The following is a 16,204-nucleotide window of genomic DNA, read 5'->3' on the forward strand; positions in this document are numbered from 1 at the left end:
TCAGGCCGATGCCTGTCGTCGCTCCGCTGTCAGCTGTTCGGCCGCGCGTTCAAGCCGCGCCAGGCCTTCACGGGCTTCATCGGCCGTCGTCACCAAGGGCGGCAGCAGGCGGATGACATTTTCGCCCGCAGGCACTGCCAGCAGTCTTTCCGCACGGATGGCCTTTAACAGATCGGCGGACGGAACCTTGGCCTTGATGCCGAGCATCAGGCCTTCGCCGCGGATTTCCTCGATGACATCGGGGAACCGATCGGCAAGCGAGGCAAGACCCTGGCGGAAGACCAGCGAGACATCGCGGACATGCTGCAGGAAATCATCCGCAAGAATGACGTCGAGAACGGCATTGCCGACGGCCATGGCCAGCGGATTGCCGCCATAGGTCGAGCCGTGGGTTCCGGCGACCATGCCGGAGGCGGCCTCTTCGGTCGCAAGGCAAGCGCCGAGCGGAAACCCGCCGCCAATGCCCTTGGCAACCGCCATGATATCCGGCGTGATGCCCGACCATTCATGGGCAAACAGCTTGCCGGTGCGGCCGACGCCGGACTGGACTTCGTCGAAAATGAGCAGCAGGCCATATTCGTCGCAAAGCGAACGCAGCTCCTGCAGGAATTCCTTCGGCACCGTGCGGATACCGCCTTCACCCTGGATCGGCTCGATCAGGATCGCGGCGGTCTCTTCGCTGATGGCAGCCTTCAGCGCCGGCATATCGTCGAACGGCACCTGATAGAAGCCCGGTGCCTTCGGGCCGAAGCCTTCCAGATATTTCGCCTGACCACCGGCGGCGATGGTCGCCAGCGTGCGGCCGTGAAAGGCGCCCTCAAAGGTGATGATGTGGAATTTTTCCGGCTGACCCTTGGAGAAATGATAGCGCCGTGCCGTCTTGATGGCGCATTCCAGCGCTTCGGCACCCGAATTGGTGAAGAACACCTTGTCGGCGAACGTTGCTTCCGTCAGGCGGCGGCTGAGGCTTTCCTGGCCGGGCACTTCATAAAGGTTCGACAGGTGCCAGACCTTGTCAGCCTGCGCCTTCAGGGCGGAGACAAGATGCGGATGCGCATGACCGAGCGAATTGACTGCGACACCGGCGGCAAAATCGAGATAACGGGTGCCATCCTCGGCAATCAGCCAGACGCCTTCGCCGCGCTCGAACCGCAAGGGTGCGCGTGCATACGTGTCATAAAGCGGCGTGGCATCGGCCATGGCGCATGTCTCCTCAAACCATCACGGCAATTGTATAATCGGCGTCGTCAACAGGGCTGTGACCAGCCGGTAAAAAATCAAAATGCCGCCTTGCGGCGGCCAGCGCACTATCTTCATTTCGCAGTGCAATGTCAACAAAAGCCCATGATTTCCGGCAATTCCCGTTGATACAGAGGATGTGATTTTTTTAGCCGGATACACTTGCAAAAATGCCACGCATCGCAAGCAAGTTGGGGAAAACTCAGAAATCGATTCGGCGGGATTCCCCTGACTCTTGTCAGGGAGTCCCCCGGGCTCTACGTTAAGAAACAACTACTAGAACGCATGCGGCGGACCTAGTCACCAAAAGTGTTATCGCGTTTCAGCCTTGGATTACATCCAGGGCCCGGTGAAGGATTCGACCATCACCAACGCTGGGAATGGAGACAAGACCATGAATTGGACTGACGAGCGGGTCGAAAAACTCAAGAAATTGTGGTCCGAGGGTTTGAGCGCGAGCCAGATCGCTGCACAACTCGGCGGCGTCAGCCGCAACGCCGTCATCGGCAAGGTTCACCGTCTCTGCTTGCCGGGCCGCGCCAAGGCCGGCGGCAGCACGGCAACCGCACGGGCCAAACGCCCTGCCCCGACCGCTGCACCACGCGCACCGAGCTTTACCGCAGCACGCATGACAGCCACCCGCACCGTGACCCGCACCACCGGCGCGACCGTCATGAAGGAAGAGGTCGAGATCGACGCGATCGAGGATCAGGAAACAGCGCCCGCCGGCAACAATGTCGTTGTTCCGATGTCGCGCCGCCTGGTGCTGACGCAGCTGACCGACCGCACCTGCAAATGGCCGATCGGCGACCCGATGAAGGAAGAGTTCCACTTCTGCGGCAACGATTCCCCGGACACATCCCCATACTGCACATTCCACGCCAAGCTGGCCTACCAGCCCTCCGGCGAGCGCCGCCGGGCTCGCTAAGGGCGGAACCTGCCTTGCGCTTCGTCAATCCCATCCCGTTCGTGCGGGATATCAGCATCTCGAAAGCCTTCTATGGCGAGAAGCTGGGACTGGCGATCAAGCAGGATTTCGGCGATTTCGTCCTGTTTGAAACGGGATTTGCCATCCATGAGGGCAAATCCCTGGAAACGACGGTTTGGGGACATCCGTCAGTCAGTTCCGGGGCCTATGGCCGTCAAAATGTCCTGCTCTATTTCGAACATGATCCTTTGGATGCGCTGTTTGCCCGCATCGCCGGTCATGTAATCCTCATCCATCCCATCGAGACCCAGCCCTGGGGACAGAGGGTATTCCGCTTTTACGATCCGGATGGTCACGCCATTGAAATTGGCGAACCGCTCGATCAGCTTTCCAGCGAATAGCCAGCACCGCGCACCGTGCGGATCACGTCCTGCATGTTGGAAAAGTTCAGCGCCTTGCGCAGGCGGCCGACATGCACGTCGACCGTGCGCTCATCGACATAGATGTCATGACCCCAGACACCGTCCAGAAGTTGCGAGCGCGAAAAGACGCGGCCTGGCGAGGCCATGAAGAATTCCAGCAGGCGAAACTCCGTCGGGCCCAGGCGGACCTCGCGGGTCTTGCGGTGGACGCGGTGGGTTTCGCGATCGAGTTCGATATCGCCGCATTTCAGCAGCGTTGACAGCACTTCGGGCTTTGCCCGGCGCAGCATCGCCTTGACCCGTGCCATCAGTTCCGGCGTCGAGAACGGCTTGACCACATAATCATCGGCGCCGGTGGCCAGACCGCGCACGCGCTCGCTCTCTTCGCCGCGTGCCGTCAGCATGATGATCGGCAGGCGTTCGGTTTCCGGGCGCTGGCGCAGCCGGCGGCACAGTTCGATGCCGGAAACGCCCGGCAGCATCCAGTCGAGGATGAGGAGATCGGGAAGACGTTCCTGCAGGCGCATTTCCGCCTCGTCGCCACGATTGATCGTATCGACTTCGAACCCTTCGGCCTCGAGATTGTATCGGAGGAGGACGCTGAGCGCCTCTTCGTCTTCAACAACAGCAATTCTTGGCAACATTCAGTTCTGCTCCTTGGCGCCCGGCCGGCTGGCCGAAGGCTTGCCGAGCGGCTCCAGCGGCCGCTCGCGCATTTATCCGTAAGATTTCACTTACTTTACTGTGGGCATCAATTGCCGATTGCGCCAACCGTATTGGCCGTATCGTCCTTCGGACGCTCGCCAACCGGCTGTGCGCCAGTCGCCATGTAGTAGATGGTTTCGGCGATATTGGTGGCGTGGTCGCCGATACGCTCGATGTTCTTGGCGCAGAACAGGAGATGCGTGCAGGGCGTGATGTTGCGCGGGTCTTCCATCATGTACGTCAGGAGTTCGCGGAACAGCGAGGTATAGATCGCATCGATCTCATTGTCGCGTTCGCGGATGCTGTTGGCCTTTTCCGGCGAGCGCGAAGCGTAGACATCGAGCACTTCCTTGAGCTGAACGAGCGCGAGCTCGGCCAGATGCTCCAGGCCGCGCGCCAGCTGCCGGGGCAGGCTGGCATGGGCAACGGCGATGACGCGCTTGGCGTTGTTCTTGCCGAGATCGCCGACGCGCTCCAGATCGGCCGCGATGCGGATCGATCCCATGATTTCGCGCAGGTCCGCCGCCATCGGCTGGCGTTTGGCAATGGTGACGATCGCCTTCTCGCCGATCTGGCGCTCGGCCTCGTCGAGAATGGCATCGTCGGAGATGACCTTCTGGGCGAGCGCCAGGTCGGAATTGACCAGGGCGCGCACGGATTCGGCCACCATCTGTTCGGCCAGGCCGCCCATCTCGGAGATGCGCCGGGTCAGGTACTTCAGATCTTCGTCATAGACGGAAGCAATGTGCGTAGACATGATTGTTTTTCCTTGCGATCACAATCCGGGTTGGAAGACCACCACCCTGCCCTCATGACAGGGTGGCGAAAGCGTCCTCAGCCGAAGCGGCCCATGATGTAGTCTTGGGTCCGCTGGTCGTCCGGATTGGTGAACATCTTGTCGGTGTCGTTTTCCTCGACGAGATTGCCGAGATGGAACATGGCGGTGCGCTGCGAGACGCGGGCGGCCTGCTGCATCGAGTGCGTGACGATGACGATCGTATAGTTCGTGCGCAGTTCGTGGATCAGTTCCTCGACCTTGGCAGTCGCGATCGGATCCAGCGCCGAACAGGGTTCGTCCATCAGGATGACTTCCGGGCTGACGGCAACGGCGCGGGCAATGCACAGGCGCTGCTGCTGACCACCGGACAGGCCGGTGCCGGATTCGTGCAGGCGGTCCTTCACCTCGTTCCAGAGACCAGCCTTTTGAAGGCTCGACTCGACGATCTGGTCAAGCTCGGCCTTGGTGCGGGCGAGACCGTGGATCTTCGGACCGTAGGTGACGTTCTCGTAGATCGACTTCGGGAACGGGTTCGGCTTCTGGAAAACCATGCCGACGCGGGCGCGCAGTTCGACGACGTCGATGCTCGGGTCGTAGATATCACCGTCGTCGAGGGTGATCTTGCCGGTGACGCGGCAGCTGTCGATCGTGTCGTTCATGCGGTTGAGTGTGCGCAGGAACGTCGACTTGCCGCATCCGGACGGGCCGATCAGCGCGGTGACGGTGTTTTCACGGACGTTGAGGTTCACATCGAAAAGCGCACGCTTTTCGCCATAATATACCGAAACGTCCTTTCCGATCATCTTGAAGGGAACAGTGTTCATTTTCTGGTCCAGCGCCTTTTCAACTGCTGCTTCTGACATCATGTTCATGTTTCTACCTCACTACCAGCGCCGCTCAAAGCGACGCCGCAACAGGATTGCGCCCAGGTTCATGACGACGAGGAAGATCAAGAGGATCATGATCGCACCCGAAGTCCGTTCGACAAATGCACGTTCGGCTTCGTTGGCCCACATATAGATCTGGACCGGCAGAGCAGTGGACGGGTCCATCGGCGAGCCCGGATAATCGACCACGAAGGCCACCATGCCGATCAAAAGAAGCGGCGCGGTTTCGCCGAGCGCATGCGCCAGGCCGATGATGGTGCCCGTGAGCACGCCTGGCATGGCGAGCGGCAGGACATGGTGGAAGATGGTCTGCATCTTCGACGCGCCAAGACCCAAAGCTGCCGAGCGGATCGACGGCGGCACCGCCTTCAAGGCTGCGCGGGTGGCGATGATGATCGTAGGAAGCGTCATCAATGTCAGCACCAGGCCACCGACGACGGCGGCCGAACGGGGCATGCCGGCGAAGTTGATGAAGATCGACAGGCCGAGCAGACCATAGACGATGGAGGGAACCGCCGCGAGGTTGTTGATATTGACCTCGATCAGATCGGTCAGCCGGTTCTTCGGCGCAAACTCCTCCAGATAGATCGATGCCGCAACGCCGATCGGAAGGGCAAGCGCCAGGACGATCAGCATCATGTACAGCGAGCCGAGTGCGGCGACGCCAATACCGGCGGCTTCAGGACGGCTGGAGGCACCATAGGTGAACAGGCCGGTGTTGAACTGCTTGGCCATTGCGCCGGTTTCGGTCAGCTTTTTCATCCATTCGAGCTGCTGATCCTTCACCTTGCGGTTGGCTTCGGCAACGGTCAGGTCGATCTGGCCCTTGTTGGCGCTGTCGATATTGCCTTCTGCGAGCAGAGAGACATTGGCGGTCGTGCCGATGATGGCCGGATTGGCAACCACCAGATCGCGCAGTTGCGTGCGGGCACTGGCCGAAACCATGTCCGTTGCCTGCTTGACGAGCGGCCTGTTGGCAGGATCGATGCCAAGTGCCTTGATCAGCGCGTCACGCACCAGAAAAGGATAGTTCGCCGTCATCAGCTTGGACGGATTGGCGCCACGCTCGTTCTTCGGATCGATGATCTGTTCCGAAAACTCGATCGGCAGGGTGATCGCCGTCTGCTGGAAGGCCGTGTAGCCCTTGGAGACGACGGTCCACAACAGAACGAAGAGGAAGAACAGGCCGATCAGGATTGCCGTCAGGCCGTAAGCCTTGAAGCGGCGTTCGGACGCGTAGCGCTTCTTGATGCCGATATCGCGTCTTGTCTGCGCCGGGCGCACGAAGGTGGACTGTACGGAGGATGTCATGTCGGTCATTCGTACTGTTCCCGATACTTGCGCACGATGTAGAGTGCATAGATGTTGAGGCAGAGCGTGATGGCAAACAGCGTGATGCCGAGAGCAAACGCCACCAATGTCTGAGGCGAGTTGAACTCGAGGTCGCCCGTCAGCTGATTGACGATCTTGACGGTGACCGTGGTCATCGCCTCGAACGGGTTGAGCTGCATGCGGGCGGCAACACCGGCAGCCAGCACCACGATCATGGTCTCACCGACAGCACGCGAAGCCGTCAGAAGCAGAGCACCGACGATGCCGGGAAGTGCTGCCGGCAGGATGACGCGCTTGATGGTTTCGGAGCGGGTGGCGCCAAGACCGAGCGAGCCGTCGCGCAGCGAACGCGGCACCTGCGTGATGATATCGTCCGACAGGGAGGAGACGAACGGGATCAGCATGATGCCCATGACGAGACCGGCGGTGAGAACGCTCTGCGCCTGGATGAAGTTGACGTAGTTTCCCGTCACCAGCCCATTCAGCTGCGCCGAGATATCACGCAGGAAAGGCCCGACCGTCACCAGCGCGAAGAAGCCGTAGACGATGGTCGGAATGCCGGCGAGGATTTCGAGCAGCGGCTTGGCAATGCCGCGCACCACAGGCCTTGCATATTCGGCCATGTAGATGGCGGCGAACAGGCCGACCGGCACGGCAAAGAGCATGGCGACAAAGGCAATATAGAGCGTACCCGCGAGAAGCGGCAGAAGACCGAACTGGCCTTCCGTGCCGCCGCTGCCGGCCGCCGAAAAGCGCGGATCCCAGACAGTGCCGAAGAAGAATGCGCTGGGGGATACCGACTGGAAGAAGCGGATGGCCTCCGACAACATCGAGCCGACAATGCCGACCGTCGTCAGGATCGCAATGGAAGAGGCCAAAAGCAACGTACCGAGCATGACGCGCTCGACACGGTTTCTGGCCCGGAAGGGCGCGCTGATACCGCGAATGGCGAAAACAGCACCGGCAAGGGCGATGATCAGCACGACCGCGCTCATCACCCACCGGCTGCCGTCTCTCAAGCTGTTATAATGCTGGGCGGCCGCAACCATATAAGGCTCGCCGGCATTGGCCATTGGAACGCCCTTGGCCGCCAGCGCGTCTCGCAGGCTGGAGGAGCCGTTGGTGACGGCTTCAAGCTCAGCACTGTTCAAAAGCTTCAGGCCATTGGCAACCTGCATGACCTGGCCGAGCATTAGCTCGGTGGTCGCGCCACCCTGGCTTTGAACAGTTTCCGGCAAAGCGGACCGGACGGAATTTTCAACGAAAAACGGGCTGGCGAGAAGCCACACGGCAAGAACGAAAACAGCCGGCAGAACCGCCCAGATGGCGACATAGGCGCCATGATAACCAGGAAGAGAATGCAGGGCGGAAAGCTTGCCTTTGGAGCTGGCCATCGCCCGCCCACGGCCGGCAAAAAATGCTCCAAGGCCAACGATCAAAATGACCAAAAGAATAAGAGAAGTGCTCATCGATATGTCCCCCCGGCCCATCAATCATTGAAAGCCGGCAAATCCGCATACTTCGGGAGGTCCGGCACGGCGTTTCGCCGTGCCGGATTATTGACTTATATTAGAGCATGTTGCCGTCGGTGAAGGCCTTGCGGTCAGCTTCGCGCTCGGCATCGGGAGCCGGAACGAGACCGTAGGCAGCCAGCGGGCTTTCCGGGCCGACCATCTGGTCGTCGAGGAAGAATTCAACATATTCCTTCAGGCCCGGGATAACGCCGAGATGGGCCTTCTTGACGTAGAAGAACAGCGGGCGGGAAACCGGATATTCACCCGAAGCGATCGTCGCGCCCGACGGAACGATGCCGCTGACGGTGGCAACCTTCAGCTTGTCAGCGTTGTTTTCATAGAAGGACAGGCCGAAAACGCCGATGCCGTTCTTGTTGGACGCGATACGGGCGAGGGTTTCGGTGTAGTCACCATCGATATCGATCGCCAGGCCGTCCTTGCGAACAGCGATGCACTTCTTGGCAGCTTCCTTTTCGTCGGCAACGAGGCCCTTGATGGCAACGTCAGCACCGGTGTCCTTGCAGCCGTGGGCCAGCATCTTCTCGTCGAAGACTTCGCGCGTGCCGTGCTTTTCGCCTGGGATGTAGGCGGCGATTTCAACGTCCGGCAGGTCCTTGTTGACTTCCGACCACTTCTTGTAAGGATTGGCAACAAGCTTGCCGTCGATAACGAGTTCAGCGGCGAGAGCCAGGTAGATATCCTTCGGCTCAAGCTTCAGGTCAGCATTGCTGCTGTCGGTTGCGAAGACGATGCCGTCATAGCCGATCTTGACTTCCTGGACTTCGGTAACGCCGGCTGCCTTGCAGGTTTCCAGCTCGCTGTCCTTGATCTTGCGCGATGCGTTGGCAATATCGATCGTGTCCGGGCCAACGCCCTTGCAGAATTCCTTCAGGCCGGCACCGGTGCCGCCCGATTCAACAACCGGGGTCTTGAAGTCAGGGAAGGTTTCGCCGAACGTTTCGGCAACAATCTTTGCGTAAGGCAGAACTGTCGAGGAACCAGCGACCTGGATCTGGTCGCGAGCAATGGCAACGCCTGCAAAAGCGGCGGATGCAACCAGAGCTGCAACAGTAAGTTTCAAGGACTTCATCAAAATACTCCCATAATGGGCTTGTGTGGGTGCGCGTTTCATCAGCGCTCGCTTCGCCGTGTCGATCGGCCGCCCTAGTTAGCGCCCGATGCCCACACCTTTTATGTCAAGTTGACGAAACATTTGTGACAAATCAAGTTATTGAAATATTTCAATATTTTAAATAAATGACTTTTCGGGTGGCAGGTTTATGTCAAAACCTGACGGTAAACACCGTGCCCTTGCCGACTTCAGACTGAACCAGCAGCCGGGCGCGATGGCGGGTGAGGATATGCTTGACGATGGCAAGCCCAAGCCCGGTGCCTTTTTTCGACCGGCTGGCCTCCACGTTAACCCGGTAGAATCGTTCGGTAATGCGCGGAACATGCTCGGCCGGGATACCCGGCCCGTGATCGCGAACGGATACTTCCGCAGGCATATCGCCGCCGCCTGACAGCGTGACCTCGACCTTTTTTCCCTCCTGGCCATATTTGCAGGCGTTTTCGATCAGGTTCTCGAAAACTTCCGTCAGTTCGTCGCGATCTCCCTGCACGATCACCGGATCATCCGGCACGATCAGCGAAATCTCGACGCCGACATCTTCCGCAAGCGGCGCCAGCGCATCACGCACATGGCCAAGCAATGGCGCGAGGTTGATCGCCTCATCCGGCGCGATATGCGATTTGAGCTCCAGCCGCGACAGGGACAGGAGATCATCGACCAGCCGGCTCATGCGTGTGGCCTGCTCGTGCATGATGCCCAGAAATTTCTCGTGCGCCTTCTGGTCGTTGCGGGCCGGCCCCTGCAGGGTCTCGATGAAGCCACGCAGGGAGGCGAGCGGCGTTCTCAGCTCATGGCTGGCATTGGCAACAAAATCGGAGCGCATCCGGTCGATGCGGCGCGCCTGGGAAATATCGCGGTAGGACAGGATATAGAGCCGCTCATCGGCTTGCTGGCCAACCTGCGCCGGTGCAACCCGCACGATATAGACGGCTTCGGACGGAAAACGTTCGGAATGCTCGATCTGGTTGACCTTGCCGGTGACGATGGTTTCACGAACCATGTCGAGGATGCCCGGCGAGCGGACCCGTGCCGAAAGGTCGGTATTGGGTGGAATGGTGCCGAAAGCTTTTTCTGCCGCCTGATTCTGCAAAAGCACGGTTTCATCCGGCGCAATCACCAGGATCGGGGTATCGAGAGCGTTGAAGACCGTCGCGAGCATGTCGAGATCGGTTTCTTCCACCACGGAGGGTGCAACGGCTGCGACCGGCGGCTTGGGATCGGCGGAGCGATTGAAGAGCACGATCATCCAGACGAGCCAGAACAGCAGCACGGCTGCCGTATGGATGCCCGACAGAACAAGGACAACGGCTGCGGCGACCGACAGGCCGATGATCCATATCTCCGACCTGGCCGTCTGCTTCAGTCGCTCCCAGACATTTGCTGTATCTTCCAAAATCATCTCACGTGCACGGTGCCATTGACCGGTGATAGCGGAGGTTCATGACATGATTTTCACGGCATGCTTGAATTCGCAATGCAATTGTGGCCTCCTCCCGTGAAATCGGCGGCCGGCCGTACACTATAGTCAGTAAGGATACGGGATGACGGATATTCAGGAAAACAAGCCGGTCGAACTGATCGTCAACGGCAAAGAGCGCATTTTCGACATTGACGATCCGAAGCTGCCCGGCTGGATCGACAACAATGCGCTGGCGTCCGGGGACTTTCCCTATGAGAAGAAATTCGACGGCGACGAATATGACGACCTTCTCGAGAAGCTGCAGATCGAGCTGGTCAAGGTCCAGTTCTGGCTGCAGGCAACCGGCAAACGCGTGCTGGCTTTGTTTGAGGGCCGCGATGCCGCCGGCAAGGGCGGTTCGATCTATGCCATCCGGTCCTATATCAATCCCCGCTCTGCCCGTGTCGTCGCGCTGCCCAAACCCACCGAGACCGAGCAGGGCCAGTGGTACTACCAGCGTTACATCTCGCATTTCCCTTCGGCCGGCGAATTCGTGATGTTCGATCGCTCCTGGTACAATCGCGGCGGTGTCGAGCCGGTCATGGGCTTTTGCACGCCGGAACAGCATGAAAAATTTCTGAAACACACGCCACGGCTGGAGAAGCTGATCACCGGCGACAATATATTCTTCTTCAAATTCTGGCTCGATATCGGCCGCGAGATGCAGCTGAAGCGCTTCCACGACCGCCGTCACGACCCGTTGAAGGTGTGGAAGCTTTCGCCGATGGATATCGCCGCCTTGACGAAATGGGATGATTATACCGAGGCGCGCGACAGCATGCTGAAGGCAACGCATACCGACACCGCACCCTGGACCGTGGTTCGCGCCAACGACAAGAAACGGGCGCATCTGAACCTGATCCGACACCTGCTCGATTCGCTGGACTATGACGGCAAGGACAAGAGCGCGATCGGCAAGATCGACGACAAGATCCTCGGCTTTGGCCACGGCTTCGTCAAATAGCCGTGGCATTCGCGGTTGTTCATCGTGAAACCGCTGACGCGGTCTGTTACTGGCCGGGAAGCACCCGGACAGCATAGACACTAAGGCTGTTGCCGGCGCCGGTCACATCACTGTTGATGAGGATGCGGCCTGGCGAACTCGGTGCCAGGCTGCGATCGAACGTTACCTGGAACAGCATGTCGTTCTTTTCATCGTTCACCGTGAACCGGTGACGGCCGCAATCGCCGAGCGATGAGAAATCGCATTCGACGGAAAACTGCGTCTGCTTGCCGCCGTCGGCCTGGACGCTGAGCGCCACGGTCGATGTCTTGCCGGACATCTGTTCGAGGACCGAAGCCGGGATTTCGACCGACACGTTGCCATCGGCATCCGCTATGGCCGAGGTGACGCGAAGGCGCTGGCCGCGCTCGTCGCCGACAGGTTCGGCCGCAGCGCGGCTGCCTGCGGTGACATTGCTGGTATCGGCAGGCGTGAAGACATCGATCCAGTCACCGGAGAACCCCGCCTGCGGCCCAAGCGTCTTCAAGCCCGCCTCACCGTCGAAATCTTCCGACTGCACCGTCGATGGCGGGTTGGCGACGCTGGTATCGCGCTCCGCCGCCGTCTTCAAAAGTCCACTGGTTTCAACCCACCAGGCGCCCATCACAACGGCTGCGACCAGCGTCGTGATGACCATGACGAAGGAGAGAAAGCTGCCACGCTTGCGCCGGCGGGGTTTGACCGCCTGTGCCTCGACCTTCCCGGCTTTGCCAGCCTTGCCGCGCTTTCCCGCGACCGGTTCAAGCGGTGCCGTGTCGGCGGCACGCTGTCCGTCGCGGCTTTGCGGTCCCTCGCGTCGTTCCGGCCGCAAGCCCGCAAGCCCGCCGTCGAGCACGGGGCTTTCAGCACGGTCCTCATTGCGCTGCGTGGGCATGTGGATATCGTGATCAAGCTCGGCGGAGGGTGCAGGCACCTCGCTTGCCGCAACGCGCACCGGCGGCGGCGCGGATACCGATGCGGCGGCCTTTAAGCTGGCGCGCTCTTCCAGTTCGATGGCGTGGATCACCCCTTCAAGCCGGTGGCGTTGCTGGGCGATCACATCGGGATCGTGCACATCCTGCTTTTTAAGCCCGGCCTCCAGCGCGTTGCGCGCCGATTGATAGATGCGCGCACGGGTTTCGGAATTCGCCCTTTCGGAACGCTCCAGCGCCTGTCTGATCGCAGTTTCCAGTCCGCTCACTCTTCGTCCTTTTTGGTGCAGGCCGCATCGGCCTTGCAGTCAATCCGTCCTTACGGCGGCATACCGCTTTCCCGGCACGCTTTTAGACGTGTTAACAATTGGGTAACGGTTGACGCCGCGATCTGCAAGCCTTGCGCGGCAAACGGGCCGTCAGCACCGGGGAAAACCCGGTACTTTCAGCGCAGCCACCACACCGCCGGCAACAAATCGGCCTTGCAAAACACAACTCCGCTGCTAAAGTTCTTACGTTTACGGAAACGTCAAAAAATACAAAACGGGAGTGAACCTTGTCCCTGCCAGCCATTCTCACCGGCACAACGCGCCTGCCCGTCGTCGCAGCGCCGCTGTTCATCATATCGCATCCGGCGCTGACGCTTGCCCAATGCAAGGCCGGCGTCGTCGGTTCGTTTCCCGCCCTGAACGCTCGGCCGGAAGCACAGCTGGACGAATGGCTGGCCGAGATCACCGAAGATCTGGCGGCCTACAATTCCCGCAATCCCGAGAAACCGGCAGCCCCTTTCGCGGTCAATCAGATCGTCCACAAGTCCAACAGGCGGCTCGAACACGACCTGATGCTCTGCGTCAAATACAAGGTTCCGATCGTCATATCGTCGCTGGGCGCCGTGCCCGAGGTCAATGCCGCAATCCATTCCTATGGCGGCATTGTCTTGCATGACGTGATCAACAACCGCCACGCCAATTCGGCCATCCGCAAGGGCGCCGACGGCCTGATCGCGGTTGCCACCGGCGCCGGCGGCCATGCGGGCACGCTGTCGCCCTTCGCCCTCATTCAGGAAATCCGCACCTGGTTTGACGGACCGCTTCTGCTTTCGGGCGCAATCGCCACCGGCGGCGCGGTTCTGGCTGCGCAGGCCATGGGCGCCGACATGGCCTATATCGGCTCGCCCTTCATCGCCACCACGGAAGCACGCGCCAGCGATGCCTACAAGCAGATGATCGTCGACAGCGCGGCCGCCGATATCGTCTATTCCAACTCGTTCACCGGCATCCACGGCAACTACTTGAAGCCCTCGATCGTCGCCGCCGGCCTTGATCCCGATCATCTGCCGCAAGCCGACCCGTCCAAGATGGATTTCGAGACGGCCACATCGGGCGCCAAGGCTTGGAAGGACATCTGGGGCTGCGGCCAGGGCATCGGCGCCGTCACGGAGATCGCCCCGACCGCAAGCCTCGTCGATCGCTTGGCGCTCGAATATGCGCAAGCGAGACAAAGGCTGGCGCTCTAAAAAGCGCCACGCCACTTGCCCCAAGCTTTTTTGCCCTTCCCAACACTGATGGCTTGAAATCGCATCCGTTTGCGGGTATCAGCCCCTCACACATCGTTTCGCAGCCTTGCGCAACGCATGCTGGCCGCTTTAGCTCAGGTGGTAGAGCACATCATTCGTAATGATGGGGTCGCAGGTTCGAGTCCTGCAAGCGGCACCAGTTTCCTTCAATTTTGTCAGGCTTTTTCGGTCTTATCACGCGGCGCCTCGCCTCCGATCCCCCTATGACCGTCGATCACGCAGAAGCTTTCTCCAAGGCCGGTACATGGCTGATATCGAAGCCAAACAACATTCCGTTATAGCCACATAGTCCCTGCTCCAATGGCACCGGTGTAGGTCTTTGCTTACAGAAACCAAGCAGCATCCGATGCCGAATATCTCCCTTGCGGCCGGGCGATCGGCAAACGCATCCTGCCGCCCTATAAACCATCCATTAAGCGTAATCGGAATCACACGCTTCTTCCGCCACCTACAAGTATTGATAGATACAATCTTAGGTGTTATTTTAGATTGCAGACAACTTGAAATAGATTTTGCCTTCATGTAGCATTTCCTGATGGTTGAGCGAATCACCGCAGTGCTAATCGGGATGCTTCGTAAGAGGGAAAGCACGATCGATGCATTGGTTTGGGTCTTCTGGAGGAGAGGGCAATCCAAGTCTCTAGAGAACAGTTTGACAGTGCGCTCCGGTAAATGGTCGTGATTGATCAAGATAGAGCGTGCATCTACGTATAAATTGTAAGAATAAATCGGCACTGAAATATATCTCTTTATATTACCGTCAATACATCAAAACATGTTTGGCACATCCGCATAAATACAAGGAAATCAATCAAAGAATTCGCCATCCCGGCGAATCTATAGAGAACTATGCTCTACAGACGGATCAGGAATGAGAGAATGAATGTGCCAAGCATTTATGAGGAGCCTGCACTCTCGCGCATAGCCCGCACCAAATCCGCACTTTCCGAAGGCAGGATCTTTGCCGCCAGCAAGGCGTGCATGACGTCGGCAATACCGGAAAGCTGCTCTATTCGGAGTGCCTGGCACGGATGATCGACGAATGGGGCGTGGTCCATTCAGCCGGAGCGTTCGTCCCTTACCTCGAAGGGGCTGGCGGCGCTGCCGTGCTTGACCATTACATGCTCGAACTGATCTTCCAGGAACTCACAAGCGAACCGGATGCGGTTCTCGGCTGCAACCTTTCCGCCCATACGCTCTCCAATCCGGACCATTGCGCGCTGCTGCTGGACAGCATTCAGCGTCATCGCATCGCCGCGTCCCGGCTGATTCTGGAAGTCACCGAAACGGCGCCGCTGCATTATCCGGCGGCGGCACAGGAGTTTCTAAAAGCCGCGCGCGCTGCCGGATGCCGGATCGCCATCGACGATTTTGGCGCTGGCTATGCCGCGCCATCGCGTCTGCTCGACGTTGCCGTTGATATCGTCAAGATCGATGCCTCCTTCACGCACCGGATCCTGCGCGGTCACGATGGCCGCGGCAGCCTCTATCACATTGTCGGGCTTGCGGCCTGTGCCGTCCCCATCGTTGTCGTCGAGGGCGTGGAAACCGAGGAACATATGCAGGCCGCACTCGCTGCGGGCGCCACCCATCTGCAAGGCTATCTGCTGTCGCGCCCGACCCATTCTCCTCTCCACCATTCCTACCCGGCATACCGGCCTCTGCGGCGCCTTGTCAGGGCCGGCAGGAAAAAGCAATGACGCCAACCCTGCAGCCTCCAGCGATTGCACCCGGACCTTGCGTCGCCGTTGCACGCGAGACGGGAACAACCCCATTCCGTCCGGACCTCGCCGTCTTCCATTCCCTGCTCTCGGCGCTTTCCGGACAGGAAGCGGCAGGCCCGGCTTTGTTCAGCATCGTTGAGGCGCCACAGCCGGGTATTTTGATCCGCGCGACGGGATTGCTGTCCATCGATACCGATGGCGTGACCTATGTCTTTACCGAAACGGGAAAGCCGCCGGGCGCCATCTTTTCCACCTCGAGCGAAGAGCGGATGCTCGATCATATCGTCATGCTCCTGTCCGTCCAGATACCGTCGCTGACGCCTCGAACGATCTGGAATGCGATCGGCATCCTCATCGGACTGCCGATCGCACAGATCGAGCACGCGGTAATCTTGGCGACCCTGCATCATCACTCCCTTGATTTCGGCCTCGCGGCGACAACTCTCGGGCTTTCTCAAGCTGAGCTCGCGGAACGCCTGAAAACCGTTCGCGCAAACCAGACAAGGCCGGAGATAGGCGCGACATGACACCCATCGACGCCGGCCCTGCGAGCCACCAAAACCGCCTCTAATACTTGACGAAATCCGCATCTCT

The 16,204-nt window shown here is 59.5% G+C and carries 15 protein-coding genes and 1 tRNA gene; 7 read left to right on the top strand and 9 right to left on the bottom strand.

Annotation, left to right across the window (positions count from 1 at the left end):
- Entirely contained in the window at positions 1 to 1,200 is a 1,200-nt protein-coding gene (locus PYR65_RS20075; RefSeq protein WP_060636184.1) for an aspartate aminotransferase family protein, read from the bottom strand.
- Positions 1,201 to 1,633: 433 nt separating this feature from the next.
- Here PYR65_RS20075 and PYR65_RS20080 point away from each other — a divergent pair, with 433 nt between their 5' ends.
- A complete protein-coding gene (locus PYR65_RS20080) occupies positions 1,634 to 2,167 on the top strand; it encodes a GcrA family cell cycle regulator (RefSeq protein WP_060636263.1) in 534 nt (177 codons plus the stop codon).
- Between the two features lie 14 nt (positions 2,168 to 2,181).
- Entirely contained in the window at positions 2,182 to 2,568 is a 387-nt protein-coding gene (locus tag PYR65_RS20085; protein WP_276119242.1) for a VOC family protein, read from the top strand.
- On the opposite strand, the gene phoB is transcribed toward PYR65_RS20085, so the two are convergent.
- From phoB to phoR, 7 genes are all read right to left on the bottom strand, one after another.
- Positions 2,550 to 3,233 carry a phosphate regulon transcriptional regulator PhoB gene (phoB, locus tag PYR65_RS20090; RefSeq protein WP_060500634.1) on the bottom strand — a complete coding sequence of 228 codons (684 nt, stop codon included), beginning with the start codon at positions 3,231 to 3,233 and terminating at the stop codon, positions 2,550 to 2,552. The genes PYR65_RS20085 and phoB overlap by 19 nt on opposite strands.
- 107 nt (positions 3,234 to 3,340) lie before the next feature.
- A complete protein-coding gene (phoU, locus tag PYR65_RS20095; protein WP_407951255.1) occupies positions 3,341 to 4,051 on the bottom strand; it encodes a phosphate signaling complex protein PhoU in 711 nt (236 codons plus the stop codon).
- Between the two features lie 77 nt (positions 4,052 to 4,128).
- Positions 4,129 to 4,944, bottom strand: a complete 816-nt coding sequence (gene pstB / locus PYR65_RS20100; RefSeq protein ID WP_060636187.1) for a phosphate ABC transporter ATP-binding protein PstB — start codon at positions 4,942 to 4,944, stop codon at positions 4,129 to 4,131.
- A gap of 12 nt (positions 4,945 to 4,956) precedes the next feature.
- Positions 4,957 to 6,279 carry a phosphate ABC transporter permease PstA gene (gene pstA / locus PYR65_RS20105; RefSeq protein ID WP_276119243.1) on the bottom strand — a complete coding sequence of 441 codons (1,323 nt, stop codon included), beginning with the start codon at positions 6,277 to 6,279 and terminating at the stop codon, positions 4,957 to 4,959.
- Positions 6,276 to 7,760 (bottom strand): phosphate ABC transporter permease subunit PstC, encoded by a 1,485-nt coding sequence (pstC, locus tag PYR65_RS20110; protein ID WP_060636189.1) that lies wholly within the window; start codon positions 7,758 to 7,760, stop codon positions 6,276 to 6,278. The genes pstA and pstC overlap by 4 nt, the downstream gene beginning before the upstream one ends.
- A 100-nt stretch (positions 7,761 to 7,860) precedes the next feature.
- On the bottom strand, positions 7,861 to 8,895 hold the full coding sequence (locus tag PYR65_RS20115; protein WP_276119244.1) for a substrate-binding domain-containing protein: 1,035 nt from the start codon (positions 8,893 to 8,895) through the stop codon (positions 7,861 to 7,863).
- A gap of 193 nt (positions 8,896 to 9,088) precedes the next feature.
- Positions 9,089 to 10,336 carry a phosphate regulon sensor histidine kinase PhoR gene (phoR, locus tag PYR65_RS20120; RefSeq protein ID WP_276119245.1) on the bottom strand — a complete coding sequence of 416 codons (1,248 nt, stop codon included), beginning with the start codon at positions 10,334 to 10,336 and terminating at the stop codon, positions 9,089 to 9,091.
- A gap of 142 nt (positions 10,337 to 10,478) precedes the next feature.
- On the opposite strand from phoR, the gene ppk2 reads away from it, so the two are divergent.
- Positions 10,479 to 11,360 (top strand): polyphosphate kinase 2, encoded by an 882-nt coding sequence (gene ppk2, locus PYR65_RS20125; RefSeq protein ID WP_276119246.1) that lies wholly within the window; start codon positions 10,479 to 10,481, stop codon positions 11,358 to 11,360.
- Between the two features lie 46 nt (positions 11,361 to 11,406).
- Here ppk2 and PYR65_RS20130 read toward each other — a convergent pair whose 3' ends face one another.
- The gene (locus PYR65_RS20130) at positions 11,407 to 12,579 is read right to left on the bottom strand and encodes a biotin transporter BioY (protein WP_276119247.1); all 1,173 of its coding nucleotides are present in this window, start codon (positions 12,577 to 12,579) and stop codon (positions 11,407 to 11,409) included.
- Between the two features lie 287 nt (positions 12,580 to 12,866).
- Here PYR65_RS20130 and PYR65_RS20135 point away from each other — a divergent pair, with 287 nt between their 5' ends.
- The 4 genes from PYR65_RS20135 to PYR65_RS20150 all read left to right on the top strand — a co-directional run bounded on the left by PYR65_RS20135 (position 12,867) and on the right by PYR65_RS20150 (position 16,137).
- Positions 12,867 to 13,826, top strand: a complete 960-nt coding sequence (locus tag PYR65_RS20135; protein WP_276119248.1) for an NAD(P)H-dependent flavin oxidoreductase — start codon at positions 12,867 to 12,869, stop codon at positions 13,824 to 13,826.
- 123 nt (positions 13,827 to 13,949) lie between these two features.
- Positions 13,950 to 14,025, top strand: a tRNA-Thr gene (locus PYR65_RS20140).
- 838 nt (positions 14,026 to 14,863) lie between these two features.
- Positions 14,864 to 15,586: an EAL domain-containing protein gene (locus PYR65_RS20145; RefSeq protein WP_276119249.1), complete on the top strand. Its 723-nt coding sequence runs from the start codon at positions 14,864 to 14,866 to the stop codon at positions 15,584 to 15,586.
- Positions 15,583 to 16,137 (top strand): hypothetical protein, encoded by a 555-nt coding sequence (locus PYR65_RS20150; protein WP_276119250.1) that lies wholly within the window; start codon positions 15,583 to 15,585, stop codon positions 16,135 to 16,137. The genes PYR65_RS20145 and PYR65_RS20150 overlap by 4 nt, the downstream gene beginning before the upstream one ends.
- Positions 16,138 to 16,204 lie beyond the last annotated feature (67 nt).

The sequence above is a fragment of the Pararhizobium qamdonense genome, assembly GCF_029277445.1.
GTDB classification, from domain to species: Bacteria; Pseudomonadota; Alphaproteobacteria; order Rhizobiales; family Rhizobiaceae; genus Pararhizobium; species Pararhizobium qamdonense.

Bases quoted from the DNA above. Each gene is read 5' to 3' on its own strand.
- PYR65_RS20150 (WP_276119250.1), top strand. From the start codon at position 15,583: ATGACGCCAACCCTGCAGCCTCCAGCGATTGCACCCGGACCTTGCGTC.
- PYR65_RS20080 (WP_060636263.1), top strand. From the start codon at position 1,634: ATGAATTGGACTGACGAGCGGGTCGAAAAACTCAAGAAATTGTGGTCC.
- pstA (WP_276119243.1), bottom strand. From the start codon at position 6,279: ATGACCGACATGACATCCTCCGTACAGTCCACCTTCGTGCGCCCGGCG.
- PYR65_RS20115 (WP_276119244.1), bottom strand. From the start codon at position 8,895: ATGAAGTCCTTGAAACTTACTGTTGCAGCTCTGGTTGCATCCGCCGCT.
- phoU (WP_407951255.1), bottom strand. From the start codon at position 4,051: ATGTCTACGCACATTGCTTCCGTCTATGACGAAGATCTGAAGTACCTG.
- phoB (WP_060500634.1), bottom strand. From the start codon at position 3,233: ATGTTGCCAAGAATTGCTGTTGTTGAAGACGAAGAGGCGCTCAGCGTC.
- ppk2 (WP_276119246.1), top strand. From the start codon at position 10,479: ATGACGGATATTCAGGAAAACAAGCCGGTCGAACTGATCGTCAACGGC.
- pstB (WP_060636187.1), bottom strand. From the start codon at position 4,944: ATGAACATGATGTCAGAAGCAGCAGTTGAAAAGGCGCTGGACCAGAAA.
- pstC (WP_060636189.1), bottom strand. From the start codon at position 7,760: ATGAGCACTTCTCTTATTCTTTTGGTCATTTTGATCGTTGGCCTTGGA.
- PYR65_RS20075 (WP_060636184.1), bottom strand. From the start codon at position 1,200: ATGGCCGATGCCACGCCGCTTTATGACACGTATGCACGCGCACCCTTG.
- phoR (WP_276119245.1), bottom strand. From the start codon at position 10,336: ATGATTTTGGAAGATACAGCAAATGTCTGGGAGCGACTGAAGCAGACG.